This window comes from Polaribacter sp. (assembly GCF_965660385.1).
Lineage (GTDB): Bacteria > Bacteroidota > Bacteroidia > Flavobacteriales > Flavobacteriaceae > Polaribacter.
This window is the reverse complement of record NZ_CBFHZT010000015.1, coordinates 1-25,083: the sequence shown is the minus strand read 5'-3', so window position 1 is coordinate 25,083 and position 25,083 is coordinate 1. Positions and strand designations below refer to the sequence as shown.

Here is a 25,083-nt window from a genome sequence, read left to right as displayed (position 1 = left end):
TTTTTAATAGTAATACTTTTATATTTGTAATAAAAACTACTAATCATGAGAAAAACATTTTACATACTACTAATTGTTATTAATCAAGTTGCTTTTTCTCAAGTTGAAAAAGCTGAAATTTCATTATTAAATGATAAAATTTTTGAAGGTGAATTAAGCGAGCGTCGTTTTAAATCTACAAAAAGAGTTTCACCTCTTTTTTCTGAAATTATTAAGATTGAATTAAAGGATATTAAAAATAACTCTGAAGGTAAATTTTCTTTAAACAATGCTCATAAAAAATACTTTACTGTTGAAAAAAATGAACAATCAATTTTTAACAATAATAACGAAGTTCAAAAAACTAAAATTTCAAAAAACTTATCTACCAATGTAAAGAAAGAATTTGTGAATACCATTATTCGCAAAAAAATTGCTGAAGAAATATTAAGATATATGCAAATTAATGAAGCTTTAACTTATGGAGATAAAAATATTGAGTATTATAAAAATTATATTGAATTAGAAAATCAACTCATTGTAAACATACCAATAACCTCCGAAATCGAAGCACAAATTGGTAAAGACATTTACCCTTATTTAAATAAAATACAAAAAACAGAACTCGACAAAACTTTACAAAATAGTTTAAATCTGTTTGTTATAAATTTTTAAAGTATTATTTAATTATTATTTTGGTTGATTGATAAATTGGCATCTTAATTTTATTAAGGTGTCAATTTTATATTATTGTATATTTAAGCTATGAACAACAAAGAACAATTGTATTTTAAGAATGACGTAGAATGGCGAAATTGGTTATCTAAAAATTACAATACTTCTAAAGGTATTTATTTAGTCTTTTATAAAATTAGTAATTCAGAACTCTCAATGAGATGGGAAGAAGCTGTAAAAGTTGCGCTTTGTTTTGGTTGGATAGACTCTACTGTAAAAAGTTTGGGAAATGGAAAAAGACAACAATATTTTTGCCCAAGAAGCGCTAAAAGTGTTTGGAGTGCTTTGAATAAAAAATATATAACAGAGCTTAAAGCCAAAAAATTAATGCACAAAAGCGGTTTAGATATTATTAAAATTGGTAAACAAAATGGTTCTTGGACAGCTTTAGATAATGTTGAAAAAGGAGTAATTCCTAAAGATTTAAAAGAGGGATTTACTAAAAATAATACTGCATTTATCAACTATAAAGGATTTGCACCAAGTTATAGAAAGAACTATTTATATTGGCTAAATCAAGCTAAAAGAGAAACTACAAGACAAAAAAGAATAACTGAAATTATAGATTTATGTGAACAAAACATTAAATCTAGAACTATTGGATAGTTATAAAAACTGAACTTTAAAATAATATACAAATTTATACTATTCTTATTTGTTTTTATTTAGCTGGCAACACCACACAATCAACTTCAATTTTATTTTGTACTAAGCTTTATGTTCATAAAAATGAGCTTCAACTTCATCAATATTTTTAATAGTTTTCTTTACCCAATGGTAGTATAAGTCTTCTTTTTCTTCTTTAGATAGTTGCCAATTTACATTAGAATTTCTCAATTTTGTTGTAACGTCTTGCAAAAGTATAGCAACAGCAACAGAAATATTAAGGCTTTCAGTGAAGCCAACCATGGGTATTTTTAAAAAACCATCAGCATTATCTTTCACATCATCAGAAACTCCCTCTGCTTCAGAACCAAACACAAAAGCTGTTTTTTTATTAATGTCAAAATCTTGTAATAAAGAATCTGTGTGAGGTGTTGTTGCAATTATTTGATATCCATTTTGTTTTAATTGTTCTAAACAAATTTGAGTGTTATTTCCATCTGATTTATATCTGTGTGAAGTAATCCATTTTTGAGAGCCTTTAGCCACGTATCTCGAAATTCTATTCACAAATTTATTTTCGATAATGTGTACATCTTGTACACCAAAAATATCGCAAGTTCTTACAACAGCACTTGCATTGTGTGGTTGATATATATCTTCTAAAACTGCTGTAAAATATCGTGTTCTTTGCTCTAAAACCCTTTTAAAAGTATTTTTTCTTTTTAGTGTTAAGTAAGTTTCTAAATATTCTAAAAGTTTTTTATCCATCATAATTACAAACTTATGATTTTATTCTTATTTTTAGTTGAGAAGTATAAAATTAAACTCATGAAAAAAATAGTGATTTTAACAGGTGCAGGAATTTCTGCCGAAAGTGGAATAGAAACGTTTAGAGATGCAGATGGATTATGGGAAGGACATGATGTAATGGAAGTTGCTACCCCAGAAGGTTTTCATAAAAATCCAAAATTAGTTTTAGATTTTTACAACCAACGTAGAAGACAGCTATTAAAAACAAAACCCAATAAAGCACATTATAATTTGGCAAAATTAGAAACTTATTTTGATGTAGAAATTGTTACACAAAATGTAGATAATTTGCATGAAAAATCAGGTAGCACAAAAGTTACACATTTACATGGTGAACTGTTAAAAGTAAGAAGTTCTGTAGATGAATCTTATGTTTTAGACTGGCATAAAGACCTTATTATAGGAGATTTATGCAAATATAAAAGCCAGTTAAGACCTCATATTGTGTGGTTTGGTGAAATGGTGCCTATGTTAGATTATGCCATTAAGGTTACCCAAGAGGCTGATATTTTAGTAATTATTGGTACATCTATGCAGGTATATCCTGCAGCAAGTTTAATAAACTATATTACCCAAAATGTACCTATTTATTTTATAGATCCAAAACCTTCTGTTACCGAAAATGATTTTAATAATTTAAAAATCATAAAAGATGTGGCGAGTTCTGGAACAGATCATTTAGTAAAAATTTTAATAGAAAGATTTATTTGATTTACTAATGCAAAATGATTATAATTTTCTACATCACCCATATTAAGGTGTTGAATTTTTATTATTTACAACTATAATCTATGTACTTTTATTGGTAGAACTTGATGATTAATCGCTTTAGCCTCTTAAACATTTAACATGCTATACTTCAACTATTTAATGGTATAAGAGTTAAGATTTTTTTTTACTAGAAAGCTTTATAACAAATCTAATCTTTTCATAAGTTCGGGTCTGTTAGACCTACTTACAGGAACAACATCTTTTTTTATCAAAACACTATTATCTTCTATATCTATAATCTTTTTTACATTGATGATATAAGAACGATGAACTTTTAAAAATAAAGAATCTGGTAACTTTTCTTGAATTTTTTTCAAGGTAGAATGTACAACATAATCTTTATCTTCTGTTTTAATTTGAATATAATCTCCATTAGCTTTAATTAAATAAATGTGAGACAAATCTATTTTAATTAACCTTCTATCAATATTTACATAAAAATCATTTTTGATTTCTTTTTTTGCAGCAGGCACAACTTTACGTTGTTCTAAGTTTAATTTTTGTGCTTTGATAATGGCTTTTTCAAAACGAGGTAGCTCTATAGGTTTTAATAGGTAATCCACAATAAAATCGTACTCAAAAGCTTCTAAAGCAAATTTAGGATCTGAAGTTGTAAAGATTACTTTACAAGGGTTTTTTAGTGTTTTTATAAAATCTAAACCACTAAAATTTGGCATATGTATATCTAAAAAAATTAAATCTACTTTGTTTTCATTTAAGTATTTAATAGCCTCTATAGCACCAGAAAATTCTTTAACAAGATTTAAGGATTTAACTTCATTACATAGCGTTTGTATAATGACTCTTGCCATTTTCTCGTCATCTATTACGATACAGTTCATAGAGGTTACCTGTCTAAATAGTTTTTAAATACTGAGAAATAGCTGTTAGATTTTTTTCGAAATTTTCTTTTTGAGCGGGGTTTAAATGATGTTCTCTCAAATTTTCTTCAAACTCATTAGCTTTTTCATAATTTTTTTCGAGTCCTAAAATACTAAATTTATGTTTAATTCGATGAACATTTGCTTCAATTTCTTTAAAATTTTCATTTTCAATACTTTTAAAGTACTCTTTTTTTTCAATAGGGAATTCAGACTTTATAACATCTATCAATGTTTGCTTGATAGATTCATCTCCTCTAGCTAATTTTTCTATATATGTGATATTGGGTTTTTCCAAATCTATTTTTTTAATGTAAACACAAAAGTAGTTGATGTATTTGGTTCTGACTCTAATGTAATTTTTCCATTGTAGGCTTCTACTATTTTTTTAACTATAGATAATCCTATACCTGTGGCTTTATAATCATTTTCTAATTTTTGAAAAGCAATGAAAATTTTATCAAAGTACTCTTTATCAATACCTTTACCATTGTCTTTTATTTTAAATTCCCAAAAATTTGTATAATCTTTAAAGCTAATTTTAACATAACCATTTTCTCCTTTATCGTTAAATTTAACTCCATTATCAATTAAATGAAAGAATAATAACTCTATTCGTTGATAATCTCCATAAATAGTGGGTAAATTATCTGGGTATAAAATTTTTATATTATTAGGGTTGTCAATAGTAAGTAATAAATCGTAAATGAGTATGTTTAAGTCAATTTCATACCGTTTTTTCTCAACTTTGCCAATGGTAGAGTATTGTAAAATACCTTTAATAAGCGTATCCATTTTCTCTACATTTTCAATAATTAAATTTACAATTTCTCTACCACCTTCACCTAAATCATCAAAATAGTCTTCTTTTATCCAAGATGTGAGTGCATCTATACTTTGTAAGGGTGATTTTAAATCGTGCGAAACCATGTGTGCATAATCGTTAAGTTCTTGATTTTGCTTTTCTAGGCTGCGTACTAATTTATCTTTTTCTTTGTTAATTTCTATGATATCCTTGGTTTGGCTATCAATAAAATCTACTAATTTTAAGGAATCTGAATTTTCTAGGTTTTTTACATCATCTAAATTATAGAATTTTAAAGTATTAATTACGTTATTTAATTTAGAGATTACTTTTTTTTGTGATTCAGATTCTTTTTTTAATTTTTTATTAAATTCAAAAAGTTCTTCTGAGCTAATAGCAGCTGCTCTTTGCAACATTGTAAATTGCTCATCAGAATTATTGTAAGATTTATTTACCGCATCTAAAAACAGTTCTAGGTCTGGGCTAGAATGTAATTCTTTTGGCAAATACTTCCTTAATTGTCTTTTTAATAGAGAATTCATTATTCGCTAATTAAAGTAATGACAATAGTTTGGTTGTGTAATTGGCAATTTTTCTCGCCATTAAAAGGTGCTATTTCTCCATAAGAATAAAAACCACAAACAGTAACATCTTTACCTATAACTTCAACAACCTCTTCCACTTCTTCCTCTACTCTTTGGTCTAAGACTAATTTTCTACCAATACAACTTACCAAAATAGCTAAATCTGGTTTATTTTCTCTGTAATTCAAAGCTTTTACTGCACCCACTTCAGCAGCATTTACTATGCTGTCTACGTTAGTCATCATTAATTGCACCATAGAACCCTCTTTTATATCACCTGCTAAAATCATGGAGTTTTCATCTTCATTAATATTTAAAATTGTTCTAACAATAGATTTTTTTTCATCTGAAGATTTCACCTTTAATGGATACAACAGGGCAGCACCAGGTAATTCTTTTGATTTTTCTCCTAAATAGGTTTTATATAAATCTAATGCAGGCTTACCATCAATTTCGTAGAGTATGTTGTCTTGAGATTTTGTTACCACACGTTCTGGACCAAAAGGAGTCCAACCTCCATTTGTAGCAAAAGAAACCTCTAAAGTATCGCCATATAAACCCACAATAACAATTTCACCTTCTTTGGGTTGTTGGTTGTAAGAAGCTACTGTAGCTTCAAAGTTTGCTCCATCACCACACAAAGCCCCAGTAATAAGTAAATTATCTTGAGTGGCAGTATTCATACCAATGGTTAATTGACTACCGTTTACAAAGCTTCCCTCAGAAACCACAAAGACATATTTTAAATTATCTTGAGGTAGTTGTTGTATTAAATCTCTACCTATAAGGTTGCTGTTAATTTTTTTATCTGAATTTAAAACATTGGCAGTTTTTACAATAAAATTACTTTTTTCAAACTCTATAGCTGTAATCGAAATAGATTCATCATCTACGGAATTTGAAGTAATATCTCCAGAAGTAGAACCAAAAATAAAATGTCCGTCTTTAAAAACTGCTCTTATTTCTTTGTAAATATTTTCGTCTTGCAACATTTTTCTGTCACCAAACACCAAAACTAAAGGTTCTTTTAGCAAATGAGCTTCAGACAAATATCTTAGCTTTTCATTACGAACTTTTTTTAATTGAACAGTTTTCATTTCTTTATTTTTTAAGCTGAAAATAAAAAGTAGACATTCACTTTGTTTTCTTTAATTTAAAATCTTCTTGCTATAAATTTACAATTTTTTAATAATTTATAAATCTTTCTTCAAAAATTCTTTTTTTTTAATTATATTTTTCTGAATTTAATTGATTCGCTGTATACCAAACTTCAATCCTATCATCATAATTATTTTAAAATAGCTGTAAGATTGATAAAAATTTAAAAGTTTTGGAATCGATATCGTATTCTTCAAAAACGTTCATATCTACCTCTAGATATTTTTACCACTTAAATGTTTTGAAATACAGAAATTATTTTTATTCTAATTATTAGTAGGAGCAAATTTACCTTCTACAAAATCTAAAAATTTGGCAAATACACTGCCTGTAATTATAGTTTTCTAAGTTCATTTAAGCTCCAATAAGCTAAAACTGTCTCTATCTTTTTTACATAATCTTCATATTTAAGAGGCTTTAATATGTATCCAGACATTCCTGTTCTATAACACTCTAATAAATCTTTTTGATTGCTAGATGTTGTTAATATTATTGTAGGTATATGTTTTAAATCGTCATTAGCTTTTATAATTTTTAGAAATTCAATTACATTTATTTTAGGCATATTCCAGTCTAATAAAATAATATCTGGAATATTAGATTTGTCTTCTAAAAGATGTAGAGCGTCTTCCCCATTTTTAGCCTCTTGCAGTGTATGTTTTAATTTTAATAATGAAATTGTTCTTTTCATTTTCATTATTTCAATTAAGTTATCTTCTACCAATAAAACTTTTAAACATTTTTCCATATTTACTAACACATAGATTTAGGGCTAATACAATACAAAATAAAGTTATACTTATTTATTTTTAACTGAATCGTGTTTAAAGGTATAAAAGGTAAGTTAAAATGCAAAAAAGTATCGATAAACTGTATTTTGAAAAAGTTTAGGTGTCTTAACCAATCAACTGACTGAAGTATTCAAAAATCTCTCCTTTAGAGATAATACTTCCTTTTTCAATAAGATCAAAAATTTCTTTATTTCTATTGGTTGTATAGGCTTTTGACCCTCTAAATATATCAACAGAATTGTCCATTGGGTTTTTCACTAACCATTCAAAGCCCTCTTGTTCTAAAAGGTTAATATCCCAATTAACTTTTATGGCTATTCTGTGCATTTGATTTGCATCGCATTTAAACAAATTTGCCGAAGTTTTAGAATAATGCTCAACATATTTTGTTTTGGTTAGCACATCATCCCAAACTATATCAGAAAAAATATTCATTTCATCTTCTGCTACATTTGGTTTTTCTTTTTTTATAAGATTCCATTCTTTTACATCAATACTTTGGGTTGCTAAAAATGTAGCAAACTCTTTATGTAAACTATCAAACTGTTCTTTTGTAAGTTGTCTGTATTTCATAATTCATTGTAATCTTGAAAAAGGCAAAAGTAAGTTTATTCTATTTTACTTTTGTAACAAGATTTATAGATATCTTCATAAACAGGTAAGATATTTGCTAAAGAAAATCGTTTGGTATGTTCTCTTGCATTATGCTTAAAAGATTCTAAAACATCATTATCTTTAAGAATGTGTATTGCATTTTTAGCCATATCATCAACATCACCCAAATTGCTTAAAAAACCAGTTGTTCCATTTAAATTCACTTCTGGTAAACCACCTGTATTTGTTGATATAACAGCTGTTTTTGCAGCCATAGCCTCCAATGCAGCTAAACCAAAACTTTCTGTTTTAGAGGGCAATAGAAAAACATCTGAATAACATAAAATTTTATCAATTTCGGTACTATTTCCGAGAAAGAAAACCTTGTTTTTAATCCCTAATTTTTTGGTTAGAGCTTCTGCCTTTTTTCTGTCTGGTCCTTCACCAATCATTAGTAATTTAGAAGGTATTTCTTTTTGAACTTTATAAAAAACTTTAATGACATCTTCAACTCTTTTTACAGGTCTAAAATTGCTAATGTGCGTTAAAATACGTTCATGGGTTTTAGCTAAAGCTCCTCTTTTACATTCTTCTCCTTCTACTTTAGCGTATTTTTCAACATCAATAAAATTATAAATAACTTGTATTTCTTTATCAATATTAAAAAGATTGTTTGTAGTATCTTTTAAATTATTGGAAACCGCAGTTACCACATCAGAGTTATTAATACTAAACTCTACAGCCGTTTTATAAGTTGGGTGACTGCCTACTAAAGTAATATCTGTACCATGTAAAGTAGTTACCACTCGCACAGCAATTCCTTTTTCTTTTAACATTTGCTTTGCCATAAAAGCTGCGTAAGCATGAGGTATGGCATAATGCACGTGCAATACTTCTAGTTCGTATTTTTGAACCACTTCTACCATTTTTGTTGATAATGCCAATTCGTAAGGTTGATATTGAAATAGTGGATATTCCTCAATCACAACTTGATGAAAATGCAAATGATGAGATAAAAAATCTAAACGAACTGGCTGGTTATAAGTGATAAAATGAACCTCATGCCCATTATCTGCTAAAGCCATACCTAATTCTGTTGCTACTACTCCACTACCTCCAAAAGTTGGATAACAAACAATGCCGATTTTCATATTTTATTGAAGATTAAATATTTTAAAAATTAAAGCAAATCGCTCTAATTGTTAGTTGTAAAGATAAAAGTATTCTTACAAAACCATCAAAATGAAATCATAAAAAAAACTAAAATGCAAATTGTAGGCATATATTTTAAAGATACTGAAACAAGTTCAGCATAAAATTAATAATCTCCTAAAGTTGCTGGGTTTTGTGCTAATGCACTTTCTAATTAGGCATCATTTGGTGCTTTTCCATGCCAAGCATGCGTATGCATCATAAAATCAACACCATTTCCCATTTCTGTATACAATAGTATACAAACTGGTTTTCCTTTTCCTGTTAATGATTTTGCTTCTGCTAAACCTGCCAAAATAGCTTCTATATCATTACCTTTTTTTACTTCTAATACATCCCAACCAAAAGCTTCAAATTTTGCTTTGATGCTTCCCATTGGTAAAACATCGTCTGTAGCACCATCAATTTGTTTTCCATTTAAATCGATTGTAGCAATTAAATTATCCACTTTTTTTCCAGATGCATACATAATTGCTTCCCAATTTTGCCCTTCTTGTAACTCTCCATCTCCATGCAAAGTATACACAATTTTATCATCACCATTTAATTTTTTAGCTTGTGCTGCCCCTAAAGCAACAGACATACCTTGCCCCAAAGAACCAGATGCAATTCTAATTCCTGGTAAACCTTCATGCGTTGTTGGGTGTCCTTGTAAACGTGAATCAATTAATCTAAATGTTGATAATTCTTCTACTGGAAAAAAACCACTATGAGCCAAAACACTATAAAAAACTGGAGAAATATGTCCATTTGATAAAAAGAATAAATCTTCATTTTTACCATCCATAGTAAAGTCTGTAGAATATTCCATTACCTCTTGATACAAACAAGTAAAAAACTCAGCACAACCTAAAGAACCTCCTGGATGACCAGAATTTACTTTGTGTACCATTCTTAAAATATCTCTACGAACCTGTTGTGTAAAATCTTGTAACTCTTTTGTTGTTGGCATTTTTATAAAATTTTAGCTTGACAAAAATACAAAAGTGATTGAATAAGAAATGGCATAAATCCTTATTTATTTTAGATTTTTACACGCATATTATTATGTTTTCTGCTTCTTCTTTTTTGCTGCAGGAAACAATACATTGTTTAAAATTAAACGATATCCAGGTGATGTAGGATGCAAATCTAATTCTGTTTTCGGGTCACCAACTCTGTGTGTATAATCTTCAGGATCATGACCTCCGTAAAAAGTAAACATGCCTTTTCCTTTGGTTCCATGAATGTATCTGGCTTCTCTATTTACTTTATTCTCACCCAAAACTAACACATTACTTTTTACTGTACTTCTATCAAAAGAAGTGGTTTGCCCCATAAAACCTTTAACTAAAATGGTATGATTTTGTGTTAACATGGTAGGTACAGGATCCCATTTTGCAGAAAATTCAATCAACGAAAAATAATCTGAAGTTTTAGGAATTCTACGTTTACGAGTCATATCAATAGAAGAAAACTCGTAAGTAATTGGATTTCTTTCTAACTCAAAATTTGTAAAAGCAAAGGTTTTATTATAGTTGATTTTAGACTGATAATTTGGAGTTGAGGCATCTCCATCAAACATCGCTTCTGCAATATCTACCCCTTCTGCTGCTAAAGCAATATCAAAACTATCTGTTGCAGAACACATGGCAAACATAAAACCACCACCAATAACATAATCTCTAATTTTTTTTGAAACAGCTAATTTTTCTTCAGATACTTTATTGAAACCTAATTCTGTAGCCAATTTTTCTGCATCTTTTTTACCTTGTATATACCAAGGTGTGGTTCTAAAAGAACCATAAAACTTACCATATTGACCTGTAAAATCTTCGTGATGCAAATGCAACCATTCGTATAACAGTAGTTTATCTGATAAGACTTCTTTATCATAAATAACATCAAAAGGAATTTCTGCATAGGTTAACACCATGGTAACTGCATCATCCCAAGGCATTTTATCTTTTGGAGAATACACTGCAATTTTTGGTGCTTTTTCTAAAGTTACTGCATCTTGATTAGAAGATGGTGAAGCTATTTCTTGCAATATTAATTGCGCTTTTGCATCTGAAACTATTTGATAAGAAACGCCTCGAATTCTGCATTCGTTTTCTATAGCTTTGTTGTTTTCAATTAAAAAAGCACCTCCATCATAATTTAATAACCACTTTGATTTTAAACCTGCTTCTAATCCAAAATAGACAATTCCGTATGCTTTTAAATGGTTTCTTTGGTTATCATGATTCATAGGCACATAAATAAAAGATGCACAAATTGAATTTGAGATAAATATTAGTAAAAGTATAAGTAGCTTTTTCATAAATCAAATGTAATAAAAAGGTTTTCAACTCTAATTTCTTTAACTATCTTTTATGGGTTTTGAATACATTGAAGTTCATACCTTTGATTTTTAAAACTATTATTTTAAAATATACTTAGTAAAATGGATACAATTAACTGGGGAATTATTGGTTGTGGTGACGTTGCCGAAGTAAAAAGTGGTCCTGCATTTCAGAAAGTAAAAAACTCGAAACTAATTGCTGTTATGCGAAGAAATACTGAAAAAGCAGAAGATTTTGCAAAAAGACATAAAGTTGCTTTTTGGTTTGATGATGTTGATGAATTATTACAACACCATGCAATAAATGCTGTGTATATTGCTACACCACCTTCAACGCATTTAGAGATGGTAAAAAAATGCTTAGATGCTAAAAAATTTGTGTATTTGGAAAAACCGATGACCTTAAATTTTTCTGAAGCAAAAGAATTAGATAAAATCACTACCAATAATGATAAGGTAGTTATTGCTCATTACAGACGAAGATTACCTGCTTTTGAAAAGGTAAAAGAATTAATTGAGACTAATATTATTGGTAAAATACAATTTGCAGACATACAAATTCTACAGGCTAAAAATAATAGTATTATTGCTAAAACAGAAACAAACTGGAGGTTAAAACCAGAAATTTCTGGTGGTGGATATTTTTACGATATTGCACCTCATCAGTTAGATTTAATGTATTATTATTTTGGTGAAATTAAAAATGCGAAAGGTTTTTCAACTTCATTTAAAAATAATAATGTAAATGATTTGGTGAATGGAATTATTGAGTTTAAAAATGGCATTCAATTTAGAGGCGTTTGGAACTTTAATGCTTCTGAAAAGGATACAAAAGACGAATGTAAAATATATGGAGAAAAAGGTACAATTACGTTTTCATTTTATGGTGAAAACGTATTGGTTGCTACCAATGAAATTGAAGAAGTTTATAATTTTACGAATCCAAAACATGTTCAACAACCTATGATTCAGCAAACTGTGAATTATTTTCTAGGTTTAGATAAAAATCCTTGCACCGTAAAAGATGGTGTTACTATAATGAAAACAATGGAACTTTTTACAAAATAAAATTAGTTACCATTTAAAAAGGAACATCATCAGAATCATCACCAAAGGCATCTTTAGGCTCAATTCTTTGATTGATAGAAGTATCATTATCAAAAGGATTGTTCATAGACGATTGAAATTCTGAACTAAAACCTTCTTCTAAATCAGAGAATTTTGCCAAATGGCCTGTAAACTTTAAACGAATATTATCTAAACCACCATTTCTATGTTTGGCTACAATAAATTCTCCTTGTCCTTCACAAGGTGTGTGCTCATCATCATCCCATTCTGTCATTCCATAATATTCTGGTCTAAAAATAAAACTTACAATATCTGCATCTTGTTCAATGGCTCCAGATTCACGTAAATCGGATAATAAAGGTCTTTTAGAACCTCCACGAGTTTCTACAGCACGTGATAACTGTGAAAGTGCAATTACAGGCACAGACAATTCTTTTGCTAATGCTTTTAAGTTTCTAGAAATCGTAGAGATTTCTTGTTCACGATTACCTCCACCTTTTCCATTTCCTCCTGCTGTCATCAGCTGTAAATAATCAATTACAATAATTCTTACGTTGTGCTGAGACACTAAACGTCTTGCTTTTGCACGTAAATCGAAAATTGAAAGTGATGGAGTGTCATCAATAAAAATAGGTGCATCAGATAAACGTTTTACTTTTACGTTCAACTGTTCCCATTCGTGTGGCTCTAAGTTTCCTTTTCTTAATTTTTCTGAAGTTAATCCTGTTTCAGAAGAAATCATCCTTGTAATTAATTGTACAGAAGACATCTCTAAAGAAAATACAGCGACAGCGTGATTAAAATCAATCGCCATATTTTTAGCCATAGAAATTACAAAAGCTGTTTTTCCCATACCTGGACGTGCAGCAATGATAATTAAATCAGATGGTTGCCAACCTGAAGTTAACGCATCTAATTTGGTAAAACCTGTTGCCAAACCAGACATTCCTTCTTGATTTCCAATTTCTTGAATCTTTTTCAAGGCTTGTTTTACAAGAGACCCTGCATCTTCACTACTCTTTTTTAAATTCCCTTGGGTTACTTCGAACAATTTCCCTTCGGCTTCATCTAACAAATCAAAAACATCCGTAGATTCATCATAAGAACTTTCAATAATTTCTGAGGAAATTGAAATTAATCTACGTTGAATGTATTTCTGTAAAATGATTCTTGCATGGAATTCAATATGCGCAGAAGAAGCAACTTTTTGCGTTAAACGAATTAAATAAAAATCACCACCAACCATTTCTAACTTTCCATTCTTTTTCAACAAGTTAGACACTGTTAATAAGTCGATTGGCTGTGAATTTTGGAACAATTCGTAAATAACTGCATAAATTTCTTGATGCTTGGCATCGTAAAAAGCATCAGAATGTAAAATATCAATTACATCATCAATTCCTTTTTTATCAATCATCATAGCACCCAATACAGCTTCCTCTAATTCTACTGCCTGTGGTGGTATTTTACCTTTTTCAAGGCTTATAATTCTTGATTTATCAATCTTTTTACCTGCTATCGTATTCGTTTTTTCCATTATTACAAAAGTAATTTTTTAGGTTGATGATTCCCCAAAAAATAGCACTTTAATTTGTTGACAATTATTGTAAACAAAATTGTTATTATCTTGTTAATAACCAGTGAACTTCTATTTTGATTTGCTATTTTTACAGGGATGAAGTGGAACAAATCTCATATTTTACTTGCAATTTTCTTGCCAATTCAAGTGCTTTTGGTGCAACTTGCAGCAAAAAACCCAGCTTTTATTGAACGTTATTATTCAAACGGAATTTATCCTTACATTTCTTCGTTTTTTAGAGTTGTTTTTGGGTGGATTCCTTTTTCTTTTGGTGATGTATTACTTGCATTTGGACTCTTTATTTTTCTGCGTTTTATATTTCGATTGATAAAAACAAGATTCCGCAATTTTATTCCAAAAATAATTCATTTTGTAGCGGTTTTATCAATCATCTATTTTTGTTTTTACTTGTTTTGGGGCTTAAATTATTACAGAGAACCTTTAGCCAAAAACTTAAATTATCAACAAAAAAAGTACACTACAAAACAATTACAAAAGGTTACAGAACACATTATTACAAAATTAAACAGGCATCAAGTAAAAATTACTAAAAACGATACTTTACAAGTTAAAAATCCGTATCAACCTAAAGAAATGTATACAATGGCTGCTTTAGGTTATCGTAATTTAGCCCAAGATTATCCTCAATTAGCTTATCAATTTTCATCTATAAAAAGTTCGCTGATGAGTTTATTACAAAGTTATAATGGTACTTCTGGGTATTTAAACCCTTTAACTGGTGAAGCGCATGTAAATGATAAAATTCCAAAAACAAGTTACCCAACAACTACGTGCCACGAAATGGCGCATCAAATTGGTTTTGCTGCAGAAAATGAAGCTAATTTTGTAGGTTTTTTAGCGGCGAATTATAATGATGATGTTTACTTTAAATATGCAAGTTATAGAATGGCTTTTGGGTATTGTATTCGAGAAATTAGAAAACGTGATCCTGAACTATCTAAGACACTTTGGCAAAGCGTACACAAAGGCATTATTAAAGATTTTAACGCTAGCTATCAGTTTTGGCAACAATATCAAAACCCTTTTGAACCAATAGTAAAAAAAGGGTATAATGCATATTTAAAAGCCAACAAACAAGCCAAAGGAGTTGAATCTTATAACTATGTGGTAGATTTGTTAATCTCTTATTTTGAGACCTCAGAAAAGCGTTAGATATTCTTAAAAAATTGTTAAAAAATCACCTTTTAACATTTAACAAATTGCTTATGAATAAATTTAGCGATAATTCAAATAATTCAAATACATGAAAAAACTTTTATCATTACTGTTTTTCTTGTGTCTTGGTGTCATACAAGCTCAAGATTATTTTCCTACGGATGCAGGAGTAAAAACAACAGAAAACTCAACCTTTGCATTTACCAATGCTACTATTTATGTAACGCCAACTGAAGTTATAAAAAAAGGAACTTTACTTATTAAAGATGGTAAAGTTGTAGCTGTTGGAAAATCTGTTAAAATTCCGAATGGCACAAAAACAACAGATTTATCTGGCAAATCTATTTATCCATCATTTATTGATATTTATACAGATTTCGGAATTGCTAAACCAAAAAGAGAAAGAAGCAACTCTAGAATTACACAATATGCTGCAACTAGAGAGGGATACTATTGGAACGACCATATAAGACCAGACACCAACCCTATTGAAAATTTTAAATTTGATAACAAAAAAGCCAAAGATTTAATTAATGCTGGTTTTGGAGCTGTAAACACACATTTACACGATGGTATTATTCGTGGTAATGGACTTTTAGTGGCATTAAATCCGAATTCTACAGATGCTTACAGAATCTTAGATACCAAATCTGCACAATTTTTATCGTTTTCTAAAAGCGTAAAATCAAGACAAGCTTATCCTGGTTCTCGAATGGGAGCTATGGCTTTATTGCGTCAAGTTTATTTAGATGCAGACTGGTATGCAAAAGGCAATATGCAAAATAAAGACATGGCTTTAGAAGCCTTAAATAGCAATAAAGACTTAGTTCAAATTTTTGAAACTGGCAATCATTTAGATGCTGTGAGAGCAGATAAAGTTGGTGATGAATTTTCAATTCAATATACCATTGTAGGTTCTGGTGATGAATATGAACGTGTTGCAGACATCAAAGCAACCAATGCTAATTTTATAATTCCTATTAATTTTAGCAATGCTTTCGACGTTTCTAATCCGCTTTTAGCGCAACAAATTTCTTTACAGGATATGCGTAAATGGAATCAAGAACCTTCTAATTTAAGTGTTTTAGCTAAAAATGGAGTGAATTTTGCTTTAACAACACACAAATTAAAATCTGTAAAATCATTCCATAAAAATTTACAAAAAGCCATTAAATACGGTTTTGATAAGGAAAAAGCATTAGCTGCATTAACCACAATACCTGCAAATATTATTGGAAACACCGCTATTGGAAATTTAAATAAAGGGAGTTACGCAAACTTTATAATAACTTCTGGTGATATTTTTGACACAAAAACAACAATGTATGAAAATTGGGTACAAGGTGATAAAAATGTAATTAATGATATGAACATTCAAGATATTACAGGTACCTATGTAATGGCTGTGAATGATAAAAGTTACGAATTAGTTATTTCTGGTAAAGCTGCCAAACAAACAGGAACAGTTACACTAGATAGTGCGAAAGTAAAATCTAAATTTTCATTTAAAGATGATTGGATTTCTATCACTTTAAACGAAAATACGGGGTATACTAGAATGATGGGGAAAGTTATTAATAACGCAGGAATTATTCAAGGAACTGCTTACGATAGCGAAGGAAATGAAACCTCATGGTCTGCAGGAAAAGTGGTTAAAAAAGACGATAACAAGAAAGATTCTAAAACCAATTCTGAAGCTAAGAAAAAGAAAGAAGACGAAGCTGTAACTGTTTTACCTGTAAGTTACCCTAATATTGGTTTAGGTAATTTCACGCAACCTAAAACCGAAACTATTTTAATTAAAAATGTTACCCTTTGGACAAGTGAAGATGAAGGTATTTTAGAAAATACAGATGTTTTATTAGAAGATGGCAAAATTGCAAAAATTGGCAAAGAGCTAAAATCTAGAAAAGCAACTGTAATTGATGGTACAGGTAAACATTTAACTGCTGGTATTGTAGATGAACATTCTCATATTGCAGCATCTGCTATTAATGAATGGGCGCAAAACTCATCTGCAGAAGTAACTATAGAAGATGTTATAAATCCAAGAGATATTAATATTTATAGAAATATTTCTGGTGGTACAACCTCATCACAAATTTTGCACGGTTCTGCAAATCCGATTGGTGGTCGTTCTGCAATTATCAAACTAAAATGGGGAGAAAATGCAGAAAATATGATTTACGATAATACTCCTAAATTTATAAAATTTGCGTTGGGTGAAAACGTAAAACAATCTAGAAGTCCTAATGGCACACGTTTTCCACAAACAAGAATGGGTGTTGAGCAAATGTTTGTAGATTACTTTACCAGAGCAAGAGAATACGAAGCCAAAAAGAAAAGTGGACAACCTTATCGTAAAGATATTGAAATGGAAACTTTAGTTGAAATTTTAAATGGTGAACGTTTTATCTCTTGTCATTCTTATGTACAATCAGAAATTAATATGTTAATGAAGGTTGCAGAACAGTTCGATTTTAGAGTAAACACATTTACACACATTTTAGAGGGTTATAAAGTGGCTGATAAAATGGCGGAACATGGTGTTGGAGGTTCTACTTTTTCAGATTGGTGGGCCTATAAATATGAGGTAAATGATGCCATACCTTACAATGCTGCCATAATGCACAATGCAGGCGTTACTGTAGCGATTAACTCGGATGATAGAGAAATGTCGCGTCGTTTAAATCAAGAAGCTGCGAAAACCATGAAATATGGTGGAATGTCTGAATTAGAAGCATGGAAAACAGTTACAATCAACCCTGCAAAACTATTACACATAGATGACAGAGTAGGAAGTATAAAAGAAGGCAAAGATGCTGATGTTGTTTTATGGACAGCGCATCCTATGTCTATTTACACTAAAGTTGAAAAAACAATTATTGATGGAAAAGTGTTTTTTGACAGAAATGAAGATCTTAAAAAACGAAAAGCAATCAAAGAAGAAAAAAGCACATTAATTAATATGATGTTAAAGGAAAAAATGGGTGGAGGTAAAACCAAAGCACCTATGAAAAGAAAAGACAGAAACTTTGAATGTGATACTTTAGAAGAACTAAAAAGCTAAAAAAATGATAAAAAAAATAATATATAGTTTACTGTTTTTCTTTATAGTAGGAAACATAAACGCACAACAAACTCCTGCTAACAAACAAAGCACTGCTATCTCTATAGAAGGCGCAACTGCACACTTAGGAAATGGCAAAGTAATAGAAAACTCATTAATAATGTTTAATGAAGGTAAACTTACTTTTGTAGGCTCTGCAATGGCTAAAATTGCTAGGCAAGGAACCATAATTGATGCAAAAGAACATCACGTATATCCTGGATTTATTGCAGCAAACGCAACATTAGGACTGGTAGAAATTGATGCAGTAAAAGCAAGTGATGACGAAGATGAAATAGGCCCAAACAACCCACATATTAGAAGTTTAATTGCTTATAATGCAGAAAGTAAAGTTGTGGAATCTATGAGACCCAATGGAGTTTTAATGGCACAAATTACACCCAGAGGTGGTACTTTTTCAGGCACATCATCCATTGTTCAATTAGATGCTTGGAATTGGGAAGATGCAGCTATAAAGGTTGATGATGCTATTCACATGAATTGGCCTGGTAGTTTTACAAGTGGCAGATGGTGGTTAGGAGAAGATCCTGCATTAAAAGCAGATCCTAAATATCCTGCAAACATTGGCAACATTAAAACCTATTTAACAAATGCTAAAAACTATTTATCTGGCACAAAAACAAAAACTCACCTTCCTTATGAAGCTACAAAAGGACTCTTTGATGGTACACAACGCTTGTTTATTCACGTAAGTGGAGAAAGAGAAATTACAGATGCTATAACAATTTCTAAAGACTTAGGCATTAAAAACATAGTTATTGTTCATGGTGAAGGAGCTGAAAGTGTGGCAGATTTATTAGTAAAAAATAATATTCCAGTAGTTTTAGACAGACCACATAGAAACCCAAATTCTGAAGATGATGCATATGATTACACCTACACTATAGCTAAGGTTTTAACCGATAAAGGTGTTGTTGTTAGTTTAGGAATGGAAGGTCAAATGGAGCGTATGAACACAAGAAACTTACCTTTTTATGCGGGTACTTTTGCTGCTCATGGTTTAGACAAAGAGGTTGCTTTGCAATTATTAACAGGAAATACTGCAAAAATATTAGGCATCGATAATATGGTTGGAACACTAGAGGTAGGAAAAGACGCCACTTTATTTATTTCTAAAGGTGATGCTTTAGACATGAGAGGAAATCAACTAACCAAAGCATTTATTCAAGGTAGAGATATTAGCCTAGAAACCCATCAAACAAAACTTTGGAAACGCTACAGTAATAAGTATAAAACAAAATAATTATAAATTATTAATACACAAAAGGCTCGCAAATGCGAGCCTTTTTAATGAAATTCATAATAATTAAAATATTTTATGATTCTTTTTCACAACTAAATTTATTCAAATAACAAAGACAAATACCTAATTACTAACAATGTAAATATCTAATAATTTTCAATTGTTCACAATACCTACTATTAGGTATATTTGTAATGATGAAAGAAATTACAAGCATTCAAAATAGTTACATTAAAAATCTTCTTAAACTTCAAGAAAAATCTAAAGAACGTAAAAAACAAGGATTGTTTTTAATTGAAGGTAAAAGAGAAATTGTTTTAGCCAATCAAGCTAATTATGAGTTTGATACTATTTTATTTCAATCAGATTTAATTTCAGAAGAAGAAATCGTACAACTAATTTCGGAAGAAATTCATCTGATAAAAATATCAAAAGAAGTTTACAACAAGTTAGCTTACAGAACCTCGACAGAAGGGCTTATTGCAGTTACAAAAACCAAAAATTTTTCTTTACAAAATATCAATTTTAAAAATTCAACTCCTTTAATTTTAATAGCTGAAAGTATTGAAAAACCTGGAAATATAGGGGCTTTGTTAAGAACTGCTGATGCTGCCAATGTTGATGCTGTTTTTATTGCCAATCCAAAATCAGATGTATACAATGCAAACGTAATTAGATCTAGTGTTGGTTGTTTGTTTACCAATCAAATTGCAGTAGGTACATCAGAAGAAATCATCACTTTTTTAAAAGAGAAAAATATTAATATCTACAGTGCTACATTGCAAAACTCAAATGAATATCATAAAGAAAACTACAAAAAATCGTCAGCCATAGTTGTTGGTACTGAAGCAACTGGCTTATCAGAAATTTGGCGAGAAAATGCTACACAAAATATAAACATCCCAATGCAAGGCAAAATTGACTCTATGAATGTGTCTGTTGCTGCAGCAATTGTTATCTTTGAAGCTAAGAGACAACGAAATTTTAAATGATAAGACATGAAAATACTAGGTTTTGATATAGGAGGCTCAGGAATAAAAGCTGCTGTTGTAGATACCAAAACAGGAGAGTTGCTAACAGAAAGACACAGAATTCCCACCCCAAAACCAGCTACTCCAGAGGCTGTTGCAAAAGTGGTAAAGGAAATGGTGCAACATTTTGATTGGAAAAAAGCGGTTGGCTGTAGCTTTCCAACAACAATTGTAGATGGTAAATGCATTCATTCAGGTAATTTAAGCCCTAAATGGTTAAATGTTAAAGTGGATAAGCTATTTAAAAAAGAAACCAAACTCCCTTTTTACATTAGTAATGACGCAGATTTAGCTGGTTTAGCAGAGGTAAGTCTAGGTGCTGGTAAAAATGAAGAAGGAGTAACCATTGTAATTACCATTGGTACAGGAATTGGCTCTGGTTTGTTTTATAAAGGTTCTTTAATACCTAATTTAGAGTTGGGTAAAATGTTGCATTCTAATGGTAAAATTATTGAATTGTATACTGCAGATTCTGTAAGAAAACGAGAAGAGTTGACCTTAAAGCAATGGGCTTTACGTTTTGATGAATTATTAGAATATGTAAGGATCGTTTACTCGCCAAGCTTAATTATTTTAGGTGGCGGAATTAGTAAAAAATATGACGATTTTAAAGAGTATTTAGCAACAGATGTAAAAGTTAAAGTTGCCGAGTTTAGAAATAATGCTGGTATTATTGGTGCTGCTATGTATGCACATAAACAGATAAAGTAAATTCCACTTATTTTACTATTTTTTTATCGACTAATTTTTAAAAATTAGTCCATAAAAAAACCGAGAATACCTTCGATTTTAAAGTTCTGAAATCGATTAATTTTATAATATTAATGATGTTCAATAAATGAAACCCACTACACTATTTTATATTCTAATAGCTATTCTTATCCTTAGTTTTATTATTGATAAAATTTTAGACGCCTTAAACACAAAACATTTTGATGATAAGCTTCCTGAAAAGATAGCAGATGTTTATGATGAAGCTGAATACAAAAAATCGCAAGCCTACAAAAAAACAAATGCAAAGTTTTCTAATTTAACATCAACCTTTTCAATAATTTTAACTTTAGGGTTCTTTTTTTTAGATGGATTTAAATATGTTGATGATTTTGCAAGAAGTTTTACCAACAACCCAATTTTAGTGGCTTTAATTTTCTTTGGAGTTATAATTTTGGGCGCTGATATTTTAACGACTCCTTTTTCTTATTACAAAACTTTTGTAATCGAAGAAAAATTTGGGTTTAATAAATCTACAAAAAAAACATTTTGGTTAGATAAATTAAAAGGTTGGCTCATGTCATTGATTTTAGGAGGAGGAATTTTAGCACTTATCATTTGGTTTTATCAATTTGCTGGAGCCGATTTCTGGATATATGCATGGGTTCTAGTGGCTGTTTTTTCGCTTTTTATGAATATGTTTTATGCAAAACTAATTGTGCCACTATTCAATAAACAAACTCCTTTAGAAGATGGCGAATTAAAAACTGCTATCGAAAAGTACGCTAAAAAAGTAGGTTTTACACTCAATAATATATTTGTAATTGATGGCTCTAAACGTTCTACAAAAGCCAATGCCTATTTTTCTGGATTTGGTACTCAAAAAAGAATCACACTTTTTGACACTTTAATAAATGATCTAAATACAGATGAAATTGTAGCTGTTTTAGCACACGAAGTTGGACATTACAAAAGAAAACACATCATTTTTAACTTGGCTTCCTCTATCCTACTCACAGGTTTTACCTTGTTTATTTTATCACTTTTTATCAATTCATCTATTTTATCAGAAGCTTTAGGAGTTGCTACACCAAGTTTTCATATAGGCTTAATTGCATTCGGAATTTTATATTCACCAATCTCAGAAATTACAGGCTTATTTATGAATTATATGTCGCGTAAATTCGAATATCAAGCAGATAATTATGCTAAAGAAACCTTTGCTGGTTTGCCTTTAATTACATCACTTAAAAAATTATCTAAAAACAGTTTGAGTAATTTAACGCCACATCCTGCTTACGTTTTTATGCATTATTCTCATCCTACTTTGTTGGAAAGAATTGAGAATTTAGAGCGTTAATTTAAACATAAATTTCAATAAGATATTGTTATACAGATTGTAGATAAGGTTTATGAAATTCAAATCATTTTTTTTGAGCCAGAGTTTCATCATTTTTTTAAAATTTAAAAAACTTATTTTTTGGTTGTTAAAATAGTTATTCCTAAATTCACTTAGTCTTAGAAGCAGAGATTATGGAATATACAGCAACCATAGAAGAAGAAAATAAAGAGATTGCAAATCGTTACAAAGATTTGTTAAAAGGTACTTACGAGGTTTTATCTAAAGAAGATAAAGACTTGATTAGGAAAGCCTTTGATATTGCTGTAGATGCACACTCTAAACAACGAAGAAAAACAGGCGAACCGTACATTTTTCATCCTATTGCTGTAGCTAAAATTGTAGCTATGGAAATTGGCTTAGGGGCAACCTCAATTGCAGCTGCTTTGTTGCATGATGTGGTAGAAGATACTGAGTACACCATTGATGATATGGAGCATATGTTTGGCGAAACTATTGCTAGAATTGTAAACGGATTAACCAAAATATCTCGTTTAAATAAAGAGCAAGATGCTTCCATACAAGCAGAAAATTTTAGAAAAATGCTCTTAACGCTGCATGATGATGTAAGAGTTATTTTGATAAAAATTGCAGACCGATTGCATAATATGCAAACTATGGATGCTATGCCTTCGCATAAACAAGTTAAAATTGCTTCAGAAACTTTATACATTTACGCGCCTTTAGCACATAGATTAGGGTTGTACAACATAAAAACTGAATTAGAAGATTTAGGATTAAAATATACTGAGCCTGAGGTCTTTAATAGCATTATTAATAAAATAAAAGAAAGTAAAGAAGAGCAACAAGCATACTTACAAGAGTTTTCTAAAATTTTAGGAAATGATTTAACTAAAGAAAACTTTGATTATGAAATAAAAGGACGATTTAAATCCATTTTTTCTATCAGAAAAAAAATGCAAAAGCAAAATGTAACTTTTGAAGAAGTTTTTGATAAGTATGCCATAAGGATAATTTTTAAGCCTATCTCAAAGGATGTAAAACATGATGCTTGGAAAATTTACTCGATAGTAACAGATAATTTTAGACCTAATCCTGCACGTTTAAGAGATTGGATTTCACAACCCAAATCTACAGGCTATGAAGCGCTGCATATTACTGTTATTGGTCCAGATGCAAGATGGGTAGAAGTTCAAATTCGTTCAGAACGAATGAACGAGATCGCAGAAAAAGGGTATGCTGCACACTTTAAATACAAACAAGGTGCAGATAATGAAAGTGGTTTAGAAACTTGGCTTAATAAACTAAAAGAAACGTTAGAAAATCAAAATATAAATGCAGTAGACTTTGTTGAAGATTTTAAACTCAATTTATACGCAAAAGAAATTTATGTTTTTACTCCTAAAGGAGACTTAAAATCGTTACCAAAAGATGCCTCTGCCCTAGACTTTGCATTCTCTATTCACACCGATGTTGGTCTTAAGTGTAGAGGTGCAAAAGTAAATGGTAAATTAGTGCCTTTAAGCCATACTTTAAAAAGTGGTGACCAAATTGAAGTTATTACCAGTTCTACAAATAAACCGAACTCTCGATGGTTAGATTTTGTAATAACAGCAAGAGCAAGAACTAAAATAAGAGCTGCATTAAAAGAAGAAGAAAAATTAATTGCAGAGGAAGGTAAAGCCATTTTAACACGTAAATTACGTCATTTAAAAATACCTTTTAACGAAAAAACCATCAATGAATTGGTGGTGTATTTTAAATTAAAAACCAGTTTTGACTTATTTTATAGGTTTGGTAATGGTGCCATAGATAACACACAACTTAAAGCATTTGTTAATCAAAGAAATAGTACAATTTTAAATTTCTTTAAAACCAAATTAAGAAGAAGCCCATCTAATACCGAAGTTGAAGATACTTCTGATGAAGTTAATAGTAAATATGATGCCTTAGTTTTTGGTAAAGAAGAAGAAAAATTAGATTACAAATTATCTAAATGCTGCAACCCTATTTCTGGTGATAAAGTTTTTGGTTTTTTAACCATTAATGATGGTATTAAGGTTCATAAAATGAATTGTCCCAACGCAATTTCTTTACAATCTAATTACGCCTACAGAATCATGAAAGCTAAATGGATTGATTCTACAAAACAAGACTTTAAAGCTGTTTTACAAATAAACGGAGTTGATCACGATGGTATTGTAAACAACCTAACAAGAATTATTTCTAGCAGTACAGGTGTGTATTTGCACAAAATAAATATTTCTGGTGATGAAGGTATTTTTGACGGAAAAATATCATTAAGTGTAAAAAACAGTTCGCAATTAACTAAGTTAATTAAACGAATAGAAAAGGTTGAAGGTGTAAAAAAAGTTGAACGTGTTAATAGAATGTAAATATCATTTTTATAAAAGTGCATTTTAATTCAGAAATAACTGTAAATTTGTTTTTTCGTAAAATGTAAAACGATGAGTAGTTCTCAGGACAACCAAGAAATAGTTAAAAAAGTTTTTACCTCTTATTTACAAGAGCATAA

22 protein-coding genes are annotated in these 25,083 nt (G+C 30.0%); 11 read left to right on the top strand and 11 right to left on the bottom strand.

The window, feature by feature from the left end:
- The first annotated feature begins 45 nt into the window (after positions 1-45).
- Together ACTG3V_RS06545 and ACTG3V_RS06540 are read left to right on the top strand one after the other, a co-directional pair.
- Positions 46-654: a hypothetical protein gene (locus tag ACTG3V_RS06545; RefSeq protein ID WP_439131344.1), complete on the top strand. Its 609-nt coding sequence runs from the start codon at positions 46-48 to the stop codon at positions 652-654.
- 90 nt (positions 655-744) lie between these two features.
- Positions 745-1,320 carry a YdeI/OmpD-associated family protein gene (locus ACTG3V_RS06540; RefSeq protein ID WP_439131343.1) on the top strand — a complete coding sequence of 192 codons (576 nt, stop codon included), beginning with the start codon at positions 745-747 and terminating at the stop codon, positions 1,318-1,320.
- A 102-nt stretch (positions 1,321-1,422) separates the two neighbouring features.
- Here ACTG3V_RS06540 and ACTG3V_RS06535 read toward each other — a convergent pair whose 3' ends face one another.
- Entirely contained in the window at positions 1,423-2,091 is a 669-nt protein-coding gene (locus tag ACTG3V_RS06535) for a TrmH family RNA methyltransferase (protein ID WP_439131342.1), read from the bottom strand.
- Between the two features lie 57 nt (positions 2,092-2,148).
- Between ACTG3V_RS06535 and ACTG3V_RS06530 the strand changes: the two genes are divergently transcribed.
- Entirely contained in the window at positions 2,149-2,841 is a 693-nt protein-coding gene (locus ACTG3V_RS06530; RefSeq protein ID WP_439131341.1) for an SIR2 family NAD-dependent protein deacylase, read from the top strand.
- Between the two features lie 197 nt (positions 2,842-3,038).
- Here the strand turns inward: ACTG3V_RS06530 and ACTG3V_RS06525 are convergent, their stop codons facing one another.
- The 9 genes from ACTG3V_RS06525 to ACTG3V_RS06485 form a co-directional block, all read right to left on the bottom strand.
- On the bottom strand, positions 3,039-3,743 hold the full coding sequence (locus ACTG3V_RS06525; protein ID WP_439131340.1) for a LytR/AlgR family response regulator transcription factor: 705 nt from the start codon (positions 3,741-3,743) through the stop codon (positions 3,039-3,041).
- 13 nt (positions 3,744-3,756) lie between these two features.
- Entirely contained in the window at positions 3,757-4,080 is a 324-nt protein-coding gene (locus ACTG3V_RS06520; protein ID WP_439131339.1) for an Hpt domain-containing protein, read from the bottom strand.
- A 2-nt stretch (positions 4,081-4,082) separates the two neighbouring features.
- A complete protein-coding gene (locus ACTG3V_RS06515; protein WP_439131338.1) occupies positions 4,083-5,129 on the bottom strand; it encodes a sensor histidine kinase in 1,047 nt (348 codons plus the stop codon).
- Positions 5,129-6,268 carry an FIST signal transduction protein gene (locus ACTG3V_RS06510; RefSeq protein ID WP_439131337.1) on the bottom strand — a complete coding sequence of 380 codons (1,140 nt, stop codon included), beginning with the start codon at positions 6,266-6,268 and terminating at the stop codon, positions 5,129-5,131. The genes ACTG3V_RS06515 and ACTG3V_RS06510 overlap by 1 nt, the downstream gene beginning before the upstream one ends.
- Positions 6,269-6,663: 395 nt before the next feature.
- Complete coding sequence (locus tag ACTG3V_RS06505; protein WP_439131336.1) at positions 6,664-7,077, bottom strand: response regulator; 414 nt, start codon at positions 7,075-7,077, stop codon at positions 6,664-6,666.
- A gap of 148 nt (positions 7,078-7,225) precedes the next feature.
- A complete protein-coding gene (locus tag ACTG3V_RS06500; protein WP_439131335.1) occupies positions 7,226-7,693 on the bottom strand; it encodes a DUF6495 family protein in 468 nt (155 codons plus the stop codon).
- Between the two features lie 35 nt (positions 7,694-7,728).
- Complete coding sequence (bshA, locus tag ACTG3V_RS06495; RefSeq protein WP_439131334.1) at positions 7,729-8,865, bottom strand: N-acetyl-alpha-D-glucosaminyl L-malate synthase BshA; 1,137 nt, start codon at positions 8,863-8,865, stop codon at positions 7,729-7,731.
- A gap of 215 nt (positions 8,866-9,080) precedes the next feature.
- Positions 9,081-9,878, bottom strand: a complete 798-nt coding sequence (locus tag ACTG3V_RS06490; protein WP_439131333.1) for a transketolase — start codon at positions 9,876-9,878, stop codon at positions 9,081-9,083.
- A 93-nt stretch (positions 9,879-9,971) separates the two neighbouring features.
- Positions 9,972-11,228, bottom strand: coding sequence for an asparagine synthetase B (locus ACTG3V_RS06485; RefSeq protein ID WP_439131332.1), 1,257 nt, complete (start codon positions 11,226-11,228; stop codon positions 9,972-9,974).
- A gap of 123 nt (positions 11,229-11,351) precedes the next feature.
- On the opposite strand from ACTG3V_RS06485, the gene ACTG3V_RS06480 reads away from it, so the two are divergent.
- Positions 11,352-12,317, top strand: a complete 966-nt coding sequence (locus tag ACTG3V_RS06480) for a Gfo/Idh/MocA family protein (protein WP_439131331.1) — start codon at positions 11,352-11,354, stop codon at positions 12,315-12,317.
- Between the two features lie 13 nt (positions 12,318-12,330).
- Here the strand turns inward: ACTG3V_RS06480 and dnaB are convergent, their stop codons facing one another.
- Positions 12,331-13,854 (bottom strand): replicative DNA helicase, encoded by a 1,524-nt coding sequence (dnaB, locus tag ACTG3V_RS06475; protein ID WP_439131330.1) that lies wholly within the window; start codon positions 13,852-13,854, stop codon positions 12,331-12,333.
- 138 nt (positions 13,855-13,992) lie between these two features.
- On the opposite strand from dnaB, the gene ACTG3V_RS06470 reads away from it, so the two are divergent.
- The 7 genes from ACTG3V_RS06470 to ACTG3V_RS06440 all read left to right on the top strand — a co-directional run bounded on the left by ACTG3V_RS06470 (position 13,993) and on the right by ACTG3V_RS06440 (position 24,943).
- Entirely contained in the window at positions 13,993-15,069 is a 1,077-nt protein-coding gene (locus ACTG3V_RS06470; RefSeq protein ID WP_439131329.1) for a DUF3810 domain-containing protein, read from the top strand.
- Positions 15,070-15,160: 91 nt separating this feature from the next.
- Entirely contained in the window at positions 15,161-18,142 is a 2,982-nt protein-coding gene (locus ACTG3V_RS06465) for an amidohydrolase family protein (protein ID WP_439131328.1), read from the top strand.
- A gap of 7 nt (positions 18,143-18,149) precedes the next feature.
- Positions 18,150-19,445 (top strand): amidohydrolase family protein, encoded by a 1,296-nt coding sequence (locus tag ACTG3V_RS06460; RefSeq protein WP_439131372.1) that lies wholly within the window; start codon positions 18,150-18,152, stop codon positions 19,443-19,445.
- A 197-nt stretch (positions 19,446-19,642) separates the two neighbouring features.
- A complete protein-coding gene (locus tag ACTG3V_RS06455; protein ID WP_439131327.1) occupies positions 19,643-20,437 on the top strand; it encodes a TrmH family RNA methyltransferase in 795 nt (264 codons plus the stop codon).
- 6 nt (positions 20,438-20,443) lie between these two features.
- Complete coding sequence (gene ppgK / locus ACTG3V_RS06450) at positions 20,444-21,187, top strand: polyphosphate--glucose phosphotransferase (protein WP_439131326.1); 744 nt, start codon at positions 20,444-20,446, stop codon at positions 21,185-21,187.
- Positions 21,188-21,314: 127 nt separating this feature from the next.
- Positions 21,315-22,547, top strand: coding sequence for a M48 family metallopeptidase (locus ACTG3V_RS06445; protein WP_439131325.1), 1,233 nt, complete (start codon positions 21,315-21,317; stop codon positions 22,545-22,547).
- A 173-nt stretch (positions 22,548-22,720) separates the two neighbouring features.
- Positions 22,721-24,943: a RelA/SpoT family protein gene (locus tag ACTG3V_RS06440; protein WP_439131324.1), complete on the top strand. Its 2,223-nt coding sequence runs from the start codon at positions 22,721-22,723 to the stop codon at positions 24,941-24,943.
- Positions 24,944-25,083: the final 140 nt, after the last annotated feature.